This is a genomic window from Methylobacterium sp. WL9 (genome assembly GCF_008040035.1).
Classification (GTDB): Bacteria; Pseudomonadota; Alphaproteobacteria; order Rhizobiales; family Beijerinckiaceae; genus Methylobacterium; species Methylobacterium thuringiense.
Window position 1 is genome coordinate 22,263 of the sequence record NZ_VRVE01000019.1, and the last position, 13,191, is coordinate 35,453.

At 67.4% G+C, this 13,191-nt stretch carries 16 protein-coding genes; 7 read left to right on the forward strand and 9 right to left on the reverse strand.

What is annotated here, in order from left to right; all coding sequences use genetic code 11:
* Window positions 1-59: 59 nt before the first annotated feature.
* The gene (locus FV217_RS08850) at window positions 60-1,193 is read right to left on the reverse strand and encodes a glycosyltransferase family 4 protein (RefSeq protein WP_147816829.1); all 1,134 of its coding nucleotides are present in this window, start codon (window positions 1,191-1,193) and stop codon (window positions 60-62) included.
* A gap of 442 nt (window positions 1,194-1,635) precedes the next feature.
* On the opposite strand from FV217_RS08850, the gene rpmI reads away from it, so the two are divergent.
* The 5 genes from rpmI to FV217_RS08875 all read left to right on the forward strand — a co-directional run bounded on the left by rpmI (window position 1,636) and on the right by FV217_RS08875 (window position 6,859).
* Complete coding sequence (gene rpmI, locus FV217_RS08855; RefSeq protein WP_018044555.1) at window positions 1,636-1,839, forward strand: 50S ribosomal protein L35; 204 nt, start codon at window positions 1,636-1,638, stop codon at window positions 1,837-1,839.
* Between the two features lie 51 nt (window positions 1,840-1,890).
* On the forward strand, window positions 1,891-2,268 hold the full coding sequence (gene rplT, locus FV217_RS08860) for a 50S ribosomal protein L20 (protein ID WP_147816830.1): 378 nt from the start codon (window positions 1,891-1,893) through the stop codon (window positions 2,266-2,268).
* A gap of 130 nt (window positions 2,269-2,398) precedes the next feature.
* Window positions 2,399-3,481, forward strand: a complete 1,083-nt coding sequence (pheS, locus tag FV217_RS08865; RefSeq protein ID WP_147816831.1) for a phenylalanine--tRNA ligase subunit alpha — start codon at window positions 2,399-2,401, stop codon at window positions 3,479-3,481.
* A gap of 70 nt (window positions 3,482-3,551) precedes the next feature.
* Window positions 3,552-5,972 (forward strand): phenylalanine--tRNA ligase subunit beta, encoded by a 2,421-nt coding sequence (pheT, locus tag FV217_RS08870; RefSeq protein WP_147816832.1) that lies wholly within the window; start codon window positions 3,552-3,554, stop codon window positions 5,970-5,972.
* 11 nt (window positions 5,973-5,983) lie between these two features.
* Window positions 5,984-6,859: a DUF1186 domain-containing protein gene (locus FV217_RS08875; protein ID WP_147816833.1), complete on the forward strand. Its 876-nt coding sequence runs from the start codon at window positions 5,984-5,986 to the stop codon at window positions 6,857-6,859.
* Here the strand turns inward: FV217_RS08875 and moeB are convergent.
* Together moeB and FV217_RS08885 are read right to left on the reverse strand one after the other, a co-directional pair.
* Entirely contained in the window at window positions 6,822-7,616 is a 795-nt protein-coding gene (gene moeB / locus FV217_RS08880) for a molybdopterin-synthase adenylyltransferase MoeB (protein WP_187272489.1), read from the reverse strand. The genes FV217_RS08875 and moeB overlap by 38 nt on opposite strands.
* A gap of 49 nt (window positions 7,617-7,665) precedes the next feature.
* Window positions 7,666-7,956, reverse strand: coding sequence for a PilZ domain-containing protein (locus tag FV217_RS08885; protein WP_187272490.1), 291 nt, complete (start codon window positions 7,954-7,956; stop codon window positions 7,666-7,668).
* 183 nt (window positions 7,957-8,139) lie between these two features.
* On the opposite strand from FV217_RS08885, the gene dapE reads away from it, so the two are divergent.
* Window positions 8,140-9,315 (forward strand): succinyl-diaminopimelate desuccinylase, encoded by a 1,176-nt coding sequence (gene dapE / locus FV217_RS08890; RefSeq protein ID WP_147816836.1) that lies wholly within the window; start codon window positions 8,140-8,142, stop codon window positions 9,313-9,315.
* Here the strand turns inward: dapE and truA are convergent.
* The 4 genes from truA to FV217_RS08910 all read right to left on the reverse strand — a co-directional run bounded on the left by truA (window position 9,291) and on the right by FV217_RS08910 (window position 11,918).
* The gene (gene truA, locus FV217_RS08895) at window positions 9,291-10,058 is read right to left on the reverse strand and encodes a tRNA pseudouridine(38-40) synthase TruA (RefSeq protein WP_147816837.1); all 768 of its coding nucleotides are present in this window, start codon (window positions 10,056-10,058) and stop codon (window positions 9,291-9,293) included. The genes dapE and truA overlap by 25 nt on opposite strands.
* Entirely contained in the window at window positions 10,058-10,987 is a 930-nt protein-coding gene (fmt, locus tag FV217_RS08900; RefSeq protein WP_147816838.1) for a methionyl-tRNA formyltransferase, read from the reverse strand. The genes truA and fmt overlap by 1 nt, the downstream gene beginning before the upstream one ends.
* A 17-nt stretch (window positions 10,988-11,004) precedes the next feature.
* On the reverse strand, window positions 11,005-11,520 hold the full coding sequence (locus FV217_RS08905) for a peptide deformylase (protein WP_147816839.1): 516 nt from the start codon (window positions 11,518-11,520) through the stop codon (window positions 11,005-11,007).
* A gap of 149 nt (window positions 11,521-11,669) precedes the next feature.
* Window positions 11,670-11,918, reverse strand: a complete 249-nt coding sequence (locus FV217_RS08910; protein WP_147816840.1) for a hypothetical protein — start codon at window positions 11,916-11,918, stop codon at window positions 11,670-11,672.
* 260 nt (window positions 11,919-12,178) lie between these two features.
* Between FV217_RS08910 and FV217_RS08915 the strand changes: the two genes are divergently transcribed.
* A complete protein-coding gene (locus tag FV217_RS08915) occupies window positions 12,179-12,499 on the forward strand; it encodes a putative addiction module antidote protein (protein ID WP_147816854.1) in 321 nt (106 codons plus the stop codon).
* Between the two features lie 15 nt (window positions 12,500-12,514).
* On the opposite strand, the gene FV217_RS08920 is transcribed toward FV217_RS08915, so the two are convergent.
* Window positions 12,515-12,841, reverse strand: coding sequence for a transcriptional regulator (locus FV217_RS08920; RefSeq protein ID WP_147816841.1), 327 nt, complete (start codon window positions 12,839-12,841; stop codon window positions 12,515-12,517).
* A complete protein-coding gene (locus FV217_RS08925) occupies window positions 12,838-13,152 on the reverse strand; it encodes a type II toxin-antitoxin system RelE/ParE family toxin (RefSeq protein ID WP_238230566.1) in 315 nt (104 codons plus the stop codon). Before FV217_RS08925 ends, FV217_RS08920 begins: the two co-directional genes overlap by 4 nt.
* Window positions 13,153-13,191: the final 39 nt, after the last annotated feature.

Here is a 13,191-nt window from a genome sequence, read left to right on the forward strand (position 1 = left end):
GAAGCGTCAGTTAGGGGCGATCGTAGCGCCGGCGAGGGGGCCGGCGCCGATCGCTTGCGTCAGGCCGGAAGGGCCGCGACGTTGATCGAGGGACGGGGTGAGCCATTCACCTCGCCATATTGCGGGCTGAAGCTGCCGGCGGTCGGCAGGTCGACGACGTTGCCGCGGCTGGCGAGCAGCTGCTCGTAGGCGGCGACGTACTTGTTCACCATCACCTCGGCGGTGAACTGGCTCTCGAAATGCTGGCGCACGCCGGCCCGGGACAGATCCTTGGCCTTGATGCAGGCCTCGACCGCCTCGTCCATCGTGTCGACCACGAAGCCGCCGACGCCGTCCTTGATGACCTCGGGAACAGAGCCGTTGCGGAAGGCGATCACCGGTGTACCGGCCGACATCGCCTCGATCATCACGAGGCCGAAGGGCTCCGGCCAATCGATCGGGAAGGCGAGGGCCAGTGCGTTGCCGAGGAAGTCCTTCTTCTGTTCCTCGTTGATCTCGCCGATATACTCGATCAGCGGGTGATGGATCATCGGCTCGATGACGTCGTCCCAGTAATCCTGGTCGGCCTTGTCGACCTTGGCGGCGATCTTCAGCGGAATGCCGGAGCGCTTCGCCATCTCGATGGCGCGGTCGGGACGCTTCTCCGGCGAGATGCGGCCGAGGAAGGCGAGGTACCCACCCTTCGACTCGGGATAGTACGGGCAGTTCTCCTTCGGCAGGCCGTGATGGATCGTGGCCAGCCAGTTGGAATCCTCCGGCATCGGTTCGCGCTGGTTATCGGAAATCGACACGAGCGGCATGCCGGTGAAGGTCTTGTAGACCGGCATGAAGTCCGGAACATCCAGACGGCCATGCATGGTCGTCAGGGTCTTATGGTACAGATCCTCGAACATAGGATACTGCAAGAGATCGATGTGGAAGTGGATGATGTCGAACTCGTGGGCCCGGCGATGCACGTGATGCAGCATGGCAAGGTGGCCGGCGGTGTGGTCGCGATAACCGAGCAGGCGCAGACCTTCAGGGTGGCAGGCTGCAAGCTTTGCAGACGTCTCCGAATCACCACTTGCGAATAGAGTCACGTCATGACCCTGACGAACCAACTCTTCCGTGATCCACGAAACGACGCGCTCGGTACCACCGTAGAACTTCGGCGGAACGGCCTCTGCAAGCGGGGCAACCATGGCAATGCGCACGAACACGTCTCCTATGAACGAGAATGCTTTGTTGCCGGGACTTTGTACTGAGTCGGCCTGAGCGCCACATGAACGAAACCGACGGCCAAGGTTTATGGTTCCGCTTGGGGTCTCACGCCACCGCGATTTCCCTGAGCCCCCGCTATTCCCGCTAGACACAGGTGCGGGCGGTTGCCTTGCAAGAGCTCAGCCAAACGCAGACGGCAGCCACGGCGAGGCACTTCCTCACTGTGTTCGAGGCGCCGACGGCGAAGGGGATGACCCGTCGGAAGGCCGTCTCGCGAGCACGTTGATAGCGGGCAAGCTTTCTGCCATAAGCCGCCCGCGTCGAACCGCCCGGCCGATAGGGCTGCCGTGGCGGTTTCCGTTGCTTTCAAAAAGCATCATTCGCGCTGACATCCCCGGTCCACCGGCCGGCGGGGTTTTGCGCCAGGAGAGCGAAATGCCCAAGCTGAAGACCAAATCGGGCGCCAAAAAGCGCTTCAAGATCACCGGCACCGGCAAGGTGATGTACGCCCAGGCCGGCAAGCGCCACGGGATGATCAAGCGGACCACGAAGCAGATCCGCAACCTGCGCGGCACCACGACCCTGTTCGAGGGCGACGCCGCCAATGTGAAGAAGTACTTCCTGCCCAACAGCCGGTAAGCCTTCTCTCACACGCCGATTTTGCTCATTTCGTAATCCAGGAGATCTCCCATGGCCCGCGTCAAACGCGGCGTGACCAGTCACGCAAAGCACAAAAAAGTTCTGAAGGCCGCCAAGGGCTATTACGGCCGGCGCAAGAATACGATCCGGATCGCCAAGCAGGCGGTCGAGAAGGGCATGCAGTATGCCTACCGCGATCGTAAGAACAAGAAGCGCACCTTCCGCGCCCTCTGGATCCAGCGTCTCAACGCGGCCGTCCGTGAGCATGGCCTGACCTATTCGCGCTTCATCAACGCGCTCGCCTTGGCCGGCATCCAGGTCGACCGCAAGGCCCTGTCCGAGATCGCCATCCACGAGCCGGCGAGCTTTGCCGCGATCGTCGAGAAGGCCAAGGCCGCACTCCCGGCCGAGACCGCCAAGGCGGCCTGAGCCCCAAGCCTAGCTTTCGAGCTGACAAGGCGCGGCGCTCCAGGCGCCGCGCCTTCTTTTTTCGCCGCGCTTGCGTGACCCCGCGCGAAGCGCGAAAGCAGCGCGTTCACCGCCGCTCCCGGGACCAGCGATGACCGATCTCGATACCCTCGAACACAGCCTGCTGGAGCAGGTCGGCGGGGCCTCCGACGAAGCTGCGCTCGACGCGGTGCGCGTCTCGGCGCTCGGCAAGAAGGGCGCCGTCTCCGAACTGCTGAAGACGCTCGGCGCGATGACTCCGGAGGAGCGCAAGGAGCGCGGGCCCCTCATCAACGGCCTGCGCGACCGCGTCGCCGGCGCCCTCGGCACACGCCGTGATGCGCTGCAGGCCGCCGCCCTCGACGCAAGGCTCGCCTCCGAACGGATCGACGTCACGCTGCCCCTTCGCGAAGCACCGGAGATGCGCGGGCGCATCCATCCGATCAGCCAGGTCATCGACGAGATCACGGCGATCTTCGCCGATATGGGTTTTTCCGTCGCGGAAGGTCCCGACGTCGAGACGGACGAGCTGAACTTCACGGCGCTCAACTTCCCCGAGGGACACCCCGCGCGGGAGATGCACGACACCTTCTTCCTCGCGCCCGACCATCTCGGCCGGCGCAAGGTGCTGCGCACGCACACCTCGCCGGTCCAGATCCGGACGATGCGCGCCGTCGAGCCGCCGATCCGCGTGATTATCCCGGGCCGCACCTACCGGCACGATTCCGACCAGACCCACACCCCGATGTTCCATCAGGTCGAGGGGCTGGTGATCGACCGTCAGGCCAACATCGCCAACCTGAAATGGGTGCTGGAAACCTTCGCCCGCGCCTTCTTCGAGGTCGAGAGCGTCGGCATGCGCTTCCGGCCCTCGTTCTTCCCGTTCACCGAGCCGTCGGCCGAGGTCGACATCCAGTGCTCGCGTAAAGGGGGTGAGATCCGCTTTGGCGAGGGCACGGACTGGCTGGAGGTGCTCGGCTGCGGCATGGTCCACCCGAACGTGCTGAAGAATTGCGGCCTCGACCCCGACCAGTTCCAAGGCTTCGCCTTCGGCATGGGCATCGACCGCCTCGCCATGCTGAAATACGGCATGCCGGACCTGCGTCCGTTCTTCGAGGCGGACGTGCGGTGGATCGAGCATTACGGCTTCCGGCCGCTGGACGTGCCGAGCCTTGTCGGCGGCCTCACTGCTTGAACCGCGGCGCCCCGCCTTCGACCGGGTTCGACCCAGCGAAGCGCGATAGCGGCCGCGAGGGATCTGAACGATGAAATTCACCCTTTCCTGGCTCAAGGACCACCTCGACACCGAGGCGTCCCTTGAAACCATCGCCGATACGCTCACCCGCATCGGGCTCGAGGTCGAGGCGATCGAGGACAAGGCGGCGGCGCTGAAGCCGTATGTCGTCGCGAACGTCATCAGCGCCGAGCCACACCCCAACGCCGACCGCCTGCGCGTCTGCATGGTGGATGCGGGCGACGGCGCGCCGATCCAGGTCGTCTGCGGCGCGCCGAACGCGCGGGCGGGCATGAAATCGGTCTTCGCGCCGGCCGGCACCTACGTGCCCGGCAAGAACATCACCCTGTCGGTGGGCACCATCCGCGGCGTCGAGAGCCGCGGCATGCTCTGCTCCGGCGCGGAGCTTGGTCTCGGCGACGATCACGACGGCATTCTCGACCTGCCGGCCGATGCGCCCACGGGTCAGCCGTATCCGCTCTATGCCGGGCTCGACGATTCGGTCATCGAGATCAACCTGACGCCGAACCGCGCGGACTGCGCCTCGATCCACGGCATCGCCCGCGACCTCGCGGCGACCGGCATCGGCACTCTCAAGCGCGACGCCTTCCCGCCCGTGCGCGGGGAGGGCGCCTGCACGGTGCCGGTGACGATCGAGCTCGGCGACGACCCGGCCCTCTGCCCCGTCTTCGCCCTGCGGCTCGTGCGCGGCGTTACCAATGGCCCGTCGCCGGCCTGGATGCAGGCACGGCTGCGCGCCATCGGCCTGCGCCCGATCAATGCGCTCGTCGACATCACCAACTACATGACCTTCGACCGCGGCCGGCCGCTCCATGTCTTCGACGCGAAGAAGGTCGCAGGCGGCCTGACCATCCGGCGGGCAGGCGAAGGCGAGGAACTCAAGGCGCTCGACGGCCGCACCTACCAGCTGGACGGCGACACCGTGGTGATCGCGGACGAGAACGGCGTCGAGTCGATCGGCGGCATCATCGGCGGCGAGGCCTCGGGCTGCGACGCGAGCACCACCGACGTTCTGATCGAGGCGGCGCTCTGGGATCCGAAGAATATCGCTCGCACCGGTCGCCGCCTCGGGGTGATCACTGATGCGCGCTACCGTTTCGAGCGCGGCGTCGATCCGGCCTTCGTGCTTCCGGGGCTCGATCTGGCGACGAAACTCGTCGTCGACACCTGCGGCGGCACGCCGACCCAGGCGACGATCGCCGGCGAGATGCCCGACACCGACCGCGTCATCGACTTCCCCTGGACGGAGGTGCGGCGTCTTGCCGGCATCGAGCTGTCGCGAGCCGAGATGAAGGTGACGTTGGAGACGCTCGGCTTCCATGTCGCCGGCACCGGCGACAGGGTGAAGGTGCTGACCCCGTCATGGCGGCCCGACGTCGAGGGCAAGGCCGATCTCGTCGAGGAAGTCATCCGCATCGCCGGCCTCGACCGCATCGAACCAAAACCGCTGCTGCGCGCGGACGTGAACGCGGTCGGTCCGAAGCTTACCGTGCTTCAGCGGCGGACCCGCAGCGCCAAGCGGGCGCTGGCGAGCCGTGGCCTGCTGGAGGCCGTGACTTGGTCCTTCGTCCGCCACGAGGATGCCTGCCTGTTCGGCGGCGGCGGCGCAGATCTGGCCTTGGCCAATCCGATCGCTGCCGACCTCTCCGACATGCGCCCGAGCCTCGTGCCGGGGCTGCTGCGCGCCGCCCAGACGAATGCCGACCGCGGCTACGGCGACGTCGCCCTGTTCGAAGTCGGACAGTGCTTCGAGACCGATCAGCCCGAGGGCCAGAGCATTCGCGCCGCCGCGATCCGGCGCGGCAGCGCCCGCCACGGGGGCGACGGGCGCCACTGGAGCGGCACCGCGGCCGTCGTCGACGCCTTCGAAGCCAAGGCCGACGCGCTCGCGCTGCTGACGGCGCTCGGCATCCAGACCGGCAGCCTGCAGATCGTCGCCGGCGGCCCGGCCTGGCTGCACCCCGGCCGCTCCGGCACGCTGCAGTTCGGCCCCAAGAACCCGGTCGGCTGGTTCGGCGAGATCCACCCGGCGGCGATGAAGGCCCTCGACCTCAAGGGCACCCTCGTCGCCTTCGAGGTCAGGCTCGATGCACTGCCGCTGCCGAAATTCAAGCCGACGAAGGTGAAGCCGGTGCTGGCGCTCTCCGGTCTGCAGCCGGTCTCGCGCGACTTCGCCTTCGTGGTCGGCCGCGACGTGGCGGCGGGCGACGTGATCCGCGCGGCCCAGGGGGCCGAGCGCAAGCTCATCGCGGGAATCGAGGTGTTCGACGTCTACGAGGGTGTCGGCATCCCGGAGGGCTCGAAGTCGATCGCCGTCGCGGTCCGGCTCCAGCCGGTCGAGCGCACGCTGACCGATGCCGAGATCGAGGCCGTGAGCGCCAAAATCGTCGCCGAGGTCGCCAAGAAGACCGGCGCCAGCCTGCGCGCCTGAGGAACATGGTGATGGACGACGCGCTCGTTTCGCTTCTCTCGAAGGCGAATTTCCTTCCTGCGGACGCGCTTCGGCGCGCGGTCGCAGCGCCGGACACGGTGGACGACGAGGTCCTGCGCCTGCTCGACCTCGCGGCCGAGGACCCCGAGGCCCCGAGCGACGAGGAGGCGAACCTGCTGTTCTGGGGCCTGCACGCGCTCGCGGCGGCGCGGGACACCCGCGTGTTCGCGCCGCTGCTGCGGCTGCTGCGGCATGACGACGAAACCCTCGACAGCCTCCTCGGCGACGCCGTGTCGGAAACGATGCCGCTCGCGCTGGCGAGCGCCTTCGACGGCGATGTCGCGGCGCTTCACCGCTTTCTCCTGGACAGCACGATCGACGATTTCGCGCGCAACGCTGCCTTCAACGCGCTGGCCTTCCTGACCCGCGAAGGCCGTCTCGACCGGGAGGGCACCCGCGCGCTGCTGGAGCGCTTCGACGACGCGCAGGTGGCGGTGGAGGAGAGCCCCGGCTGGTTCGGCTGGGAGCAGACGATCGCCTATCTCGGGCTAACCGAGCTGGTGCCCCGCGTCGAGGCCGCCCGCAAGGACGGCCGGATCACCGACGAATTCAGCGACCTGGCCTGGTTCCGCAAGGCGTTCCGGCAGGCGACGAAGCAGCCGCCGGACTACGAGACGTTCGCCGGCGAAAAGTTCGGCTACCTCGACGACCCGGCCGCCGCCCTGGCCTGGACGGCCGAGAGCGCCGGCCAGCCGATCAAGAACCCGTTCAAGGAGGTCGGCCGCAACGATCCATGCCCCTGCGGCAGCGGCAAGAAGTATAAGAAGTGCTGCCTCGACGGCTCGGCGCTCAAGGAGCCGCCACCGCTCCTACCCGGTCTCCACTGAGAGGGTTGGCGGGGTCCCAGGCATAGCCCAGTGTCTCGAACCGCATCGAGCGGGCATCGACCATCAGCAGGCGGCCGACCAGGGATTCACCGAACGGCACGATGGCCCGGATGACCTCCAACGCCATCAGCGAGCCCATTACCCCGGCGAGTGCTCCGAGAACTCCGGCCTCGGCGCAGGTCGGCACGGCGCCGGCCGGAGGCGGGTTCGGAAACAGGCATCGATAGGTCGGGTTCGGCCGCCCGTCGGCGCCGGTTTCGTGCGGGCGCAGCGTGGTGAGCGAGCCGTCGAACTGCCCGAGCGCCGCCGTCACCAGTGGGCGCTGGGCGTGGAAGCAAGCATCCGACACGGCGTAGCGCGTGGCGAAGTTGTCGGAGCCGTCGGCGACGACGTCGTACCTGGTAGCCAGGGTGGCGGCGCTCTCGCCGTCGAGCCGGACGGGATGTGTCGCGATCCGGACATGCGGATTGAGACGGGCCACGGCCTCGGCCGCACTCTCCACCTTCGGCCGGCCGATATCGGGTGTCTCGTGGATGACCTGCCGCTGCAGGTTCGAGAGTGAAACCACGTCGTCGTCGGCGATGCCGATGGTGCCGATACCGGCCGCGGCGAGATACTGGATCAGCGGTGCGCCAAGCCCGCCGGCGCCGACCACGAGTACCCGCGCCGCCTTGAGCCGGTTCTGACCCGGCCCGCCGATCTCGCGCAGGACGAGGTGGCGGGCGTAGCGTTCGACTTCATCGGAGGTGAGGGCCATCACCGGCAGATAGGCGGTCGGACGATCTCGCGGAAGACCGGACGACGGCTCAGGACTTCTCCGCCTCGTCGGCCTCCAGATCGAGCACGAGGCCCGCGAAATCACCCCGTTGCCAGGCGAGCTTGACCGGAAAGCCGTCGGGCCTGCTACCGGTCACTAGCCGGAACCGGCGGGGCAAGCGGAAAGCTCGCGGAATGCCGATCTTGGCGCCGTTCTCGGACATGTCGCGAAGGACGCAGCGATACTCCATGCCGCCGTCGCAGGAGGCGATGGCCGGGATCAGCACCGGGGTACGCTCCGGCCCGCGGCGTTCGGACGATCGTCCGGTCTCGTCAGGCACGAGGTGGTGGTTTCCGGTCGGAATCGTTTGCACGGTACTGGCACTGTCAATCAAGAGCCGCGGTTATGCTGCAATGTCATCGCGTCCGAACGGCCGCAAGAACGCTTGCGAAGCGTCGTGAACAGGGCGTATCCGCGCCCTCGGCGACGGCGCCGCGGGCAAGATCGGAACGAGCCAGGCTGAATGACCTTCGATCCGACATCTCCGGTCGCGCTGACGCAATCGCTGATCCGCTGTCCTTCGGTGACGCCGGAAGAGGGCGGCGCTCTGGCATTGCTCGACAGCGTGCTCGGGCGGGCCGGCTTCTCGGTGGAGCGCCCGGTGTTTTCCGAGCCGGGCACCCCGGACATCGAAAACCTCTACGCCCGCATCGGTCGTGGCGGCCGCTGCCTGCTCTTCGCCGGCCATACCGACGTGGTGCCGACGGGCGAAGCCGCCGCCTGGGCTCATGACCCGTTCTCGGGGGAGATCGCCGACGGTCTGCTTTATGGCCGGGGCGCCGTCGACATGAAGGGCGGCATCGCCTGCAAGCTCGCCGCGACGCTGGCGTTCCTGCGCGAGCGCCCGGATTTCGACGGCTCGATCGCCTTCCTGATCACCGGCGACGAGGAAGGCCCGGCGATCAACGGCACCGTCAAGCTTCTCGACTGGGCGCGGGCCCAGGGCGAGCATTTCGACCATTGCCTGCTCGGCGAGCCGACCAACCCGAACCGCCTCGGCGAGATGATCAAGATCGGCCGGCGCGGCTCGCTGACGGGCACGGTCACGGTGCATGGCCGCCAGGGCCACGTCGCCTATCCGCACCGGGCGGAGAACCCGATCCCCGGCCTGCTGCGGCTCTGCTCCGGCCTGATCGCCGAGCCGCTCGATGGCGGCACGGCGCATTTCGATGCCTCGAACCTGGAATTCACGACGATCGACGTCGGCAACCCGGCCACCAACGTGATCCCGGCGAGCGCCAAGGCGGTGTTCAACATCCGCTTCAACGAGGGCTGGAGCGCCGAGAGCCTGGGCGCCGAGATCCGGCGCCGGCTCGACGGGGCGGCCGGCAACGTCGTCCGTTACAGCCTCGACCTCCAGCCTTCCAATTCACCGGCCTTCCTCACGCAGCCGGACGCCTTCGTCGATCTGGTCGCGGGCGCGATCGAGGCGGAGACGGGCCTCAAGCCAGCACTCTCGACCACCGGCGGCACCTCGGATGCGCGTTTCATCAAGGATGCCTGCCCGGTGGTCGAGTTCGGCCTCGTGGGTGAGACCATGCACCAGGTCGACGAGTGCGTGGCAGTCGCGGATCTGGAGCGGCTGACGGCGATCTACCGGCGGGTACTGGACGGCTATTTCCCGTCCGCTTCGGCGTAATCCACCCCCACGAAGGTCAGCCCGTGGGCCGGCGCCATCGGCCCACAGCGGCTGCGGTCGCGCGAGGCGAGGATGTCGGCGACGTCGTCCGCGCCGAGGCGCCGGCAGCCGGCCATCATCAGCGTGCCGACGATGAAGCGGACCTGATGGTGCAGGAACGAGCGCGCCGAGGTCGCGACCACGATCTCGTCGTGGAAGCCCATGGGTCGAACCTCGACGTCGAGCTGCTCGAGGGTCCGCACGGGGCTCGCCGCCTGGCACTCGGCCGCGCGAAAGGCGGAAAAATCGTGACGGCCCAGGAGCTTGCGCCCGGCCGCCTGCATCAGTTCGTGGTCGAGCGCCCAGGGCACGTGCCAGACATGGCCGCGGGTGATCGCGGGCGGAGAGCGGCGGTTGAGGATGCGGTAGCGGTAGTGTCGGCGGATCGCCGTGCGCCGCGCATCGAAACCGTCGGGGACGATCTCGGCACCGACGATCGAGACCGGATGCGGGCGCAGATGCGCGTTGGTGGCATCGCGGACGGTGTCCGTGCGCCAGTCCTTGGCGAGGTCGAGATGGGCGACCTGATGCGTGGCGTGGACGCCCGCATCGGTGCGGCCGGCGCAAGTGAGGCGCACGGTTTCGCCCGAGAACTTCCGGACGGCAGCCTCGATAACGCCTTGAACCGTCAGGCCTTCCGCCTGCCGCTGCCAGCCGAAGAACGGGGCGCCGTCATACTCGATGACGAGCTTGTAGCGGGGCATCAGGCGAGGTGCGCCCCGGCGCTCAAGCGCGCCCCGCGCAAAAATTCCTCGCCCGAGGCGGAGCCGCCCTTGCCGGCCCGGCGCAGTTCGAGGAGCCGGACCGCGCCCTCGCCGCAGGCGATCGTGCAGGATGAATCGAGCAGGGTGCCCGGTGCGCCCGATCCTTCGGACCGCTCCGCGCGCAGAACCTTCACCCGCTCCGGCCCCTTGCCGAGGTCGGCTTCGAAGAAGGCTCCCGGAAACGGCGACAAGCCATTGATGTGACGAGCGATTTCAGAAGATGGATGCGTCCAGTCGACGCGGCCTTCCTCGTTGGTGATCTTGTGGGCGTAGACGATTCCGTTCTCCGCCTGAGGGGTAAAAGACAGGTTGCCCGCTTCCAGAGAGACGAGGGCTCGGCTCATCAGGTCGGCGCCGAGCGGCATCAGCGTGTCGTGGAGCGCGCCCGCGGTCATGCCCTCGGGGATCGGGACGCGCGCCTCCAGCGCAACCGGTCCGGTGTCCAACCCCTTCTCCATCCTCATGATTCCGACACCGCTCTCGGTGTCGCCGGCCATCACGGCGCGCTGGATCGGCGCGGCCCCGCGCCAACGCGGCAGGAGCGATCCATGCAGGTTGAGGCAGCCGTGGCGCGGAGCGTCGAGGATGCCTTGGGGGAGGATCAGACCGTAGGCGACCACCACGGCGACGTCCGCCCGATGCCCGGAAAACACAGCCGCCGCCGCGTCGGTCTTCAAGCTGGCGGGGATAGACACGTCGATCGCCAGGCTGTCGGCCAGGATATGCACCGGGGACGGCTTGAGGCCCATGCCGCGGCCGGCCCTGGCCGGCGCCCGGGTGTACACGGCGACGACCTCGTGCCCGTCGGCGACGATCCGCGCGAGCGTCGGCACCGAAAAATCCGGCGTGCCCATGAAAACGACGCGCATGCTCGAATGGCCCAGCTTCAGGCGGCGTCGCGCTTGGCGGCCTTGGCGAATTTCTTGATCACCCGGTCGCGCTTGAGCTTGGACAGGTGGTCGATGAACAGCACGCCGTTGAGGTGGTCGATCTCGTGCTGCAGGCAGGTGGCGAGCAGGCCGTCGGCCTCCTTCTCCACCGTGTCGCCCTTCAAGTCCATGTAGCGCACCCGGACCCGGTCCGGACGCTCGACCTCGCCATAGTATTCGGGGATCGAGAGGCAGCCCTCGTCGTAGATCCGCAGCTCTTCCGAAGACCAGACGATCTCGGGATTGATGAACACCGTCGGGTCGCGCGCGTCCTCTTCCTTGTTGGTGTCGATCGTCACGACGCGCTTCGCCACCCCGATCTGGATCGCGGCGAGGCCGACGCCGGGGGCGTCGTACATCGTATCGAGCATGTCCTTGGCCAGCGCCTCGATCTCGGGCGTGATTGCACTCACGGGCTCGGAGGTCTGGCGCAGAACGGGATCGGGCAGGATCACCAGGGGACGGATCGTCATGGGCAGGGCGGGCTCGATTGCAGCGCCATGGGGCGCGCCGGACAAGCCTTTCGCATAGGGGGCGGCCTGCGGACGGTCAAATCCCGAACTTCGCCGCGTCACGGCGGCCGGATCGCGCCCGATCCGCCGCCGCGCGGGACGCGATGCCGTCAGTAGGCCGGGCCACCCGAGGTCGCGCCGTAATTCGGCACGGACCGGGCGTTCTGCTCGGCATTGCCCATCTTGGCCGAGTCGTCGGCATGGTCGCGACGGGCCGCACGTGCGGAGCCCGCATCGGAGGCCGGAACCGTCCAGCCGATGCCGGCCGGAAGGGTGTAGCTCCGCGCGAAAGCGGGGGAGGCCGGGGCGGCGAGGCCGAGGACGAGGGCGGCGGCGAGAGAAGCGAAGCGAAGGGTCATGACGTGATCCTTTCCGGTGAACGCGGTCTGCAGGGGGCGACCGTTGCCAGTGAGTTCGCTGGGGTTCGCGGAATCGAGGTGCGGTGACGCACGTCGGTGGAATGCGGAGTCGTCCGTCGCTGCTCGCTGAGCTCGATTGTCGAGATACGGGCGCTCCGGCACGACGACACAAGGTGGACGAAGGAGGGCGCGCGATGGTCGCGACCCGAAGTTTCTGGGACATCGTAAATGCGCGGGCCGAACGGGATCCCGCATTCAGAATGGCGTTGCTCACCGAAGCGGCGGATTGCATCTCGGCCGGTACCGAGCCGCACGATTCCGCCGAGTACCTCGATACGAACGAGGCCGTAGCCGAGTCCCTCGCCGCCGCCATTGAAGAGAACGGCCCGGCCTTCCTGCGCTTCGCCCTCGGTGTCGTAGAACGTGCCCGCGTCAGCGCGCAGGTTGCCGACGAGGCCGGTATGCCCCCGGAGCACTACGGCAGGGGACCGCCAGACAAGGGAAACGCGAGTTTCGATTTGGCGAAACGGCTTCTCGACATCCTCAAGGCCCGGTCAGCCGAGACCGTCGCGTCGAAATAAGAACCGCCTCGACCCCTATGACGCCAAAGCCCGGCGCACGGCCTCCGGCTCCTTCTCGATGATCCGCAGGAGAGCCTGCATGGCGGTGTCGGGGCGCCGACGTCCCTGTTCGTAGGCCTCCATCGTCCGCGCGGAGATGCGGAACTGGCGCTCGAACTCCTTCGTCGAGGTCGCGACCTTGCGTCGGATCGTCTGAACACGCTCAGGCGTCAAAAGGTCATCGGGCAACTCGTAGCTCTCGACGGCGATCTCACTGCGCAGATAGGCTGCCATCTCCTCGAAAGCCTCGACGAGATCATCGCCGACACGGGAGCCGACAACAGACTGGTTGGTGCGCGTCATGGCTCTACTCCCTTGATCCCGGCAATTGCCTCGAGGATCGCTTTCCGTTGCTCCGGCGAAAGATCGTCCCGCTCATTCTTCGGGTAAGCCGTCATCATGAAGAGCAAGCCCGGCGCGATCGCGACATAGTAGATGGCTCGGCCGCCGCCGCTTTTCCCTCGTCCCGGCAGAGGAAAGCGCGCCTTGCGGACCCCACGCAGGCCGCGGATCATCGGATGCGCATCGGGCGCCTTGGCGATCACGGATTCGATCTGGACCTGGGCCTGTTCTCCAAGGCCCAGGCTTTTCATCGCACGCATGTAGGGTTTCAAGCGAACGACCTTCATCCGTGGATACTACGACAATTTGCT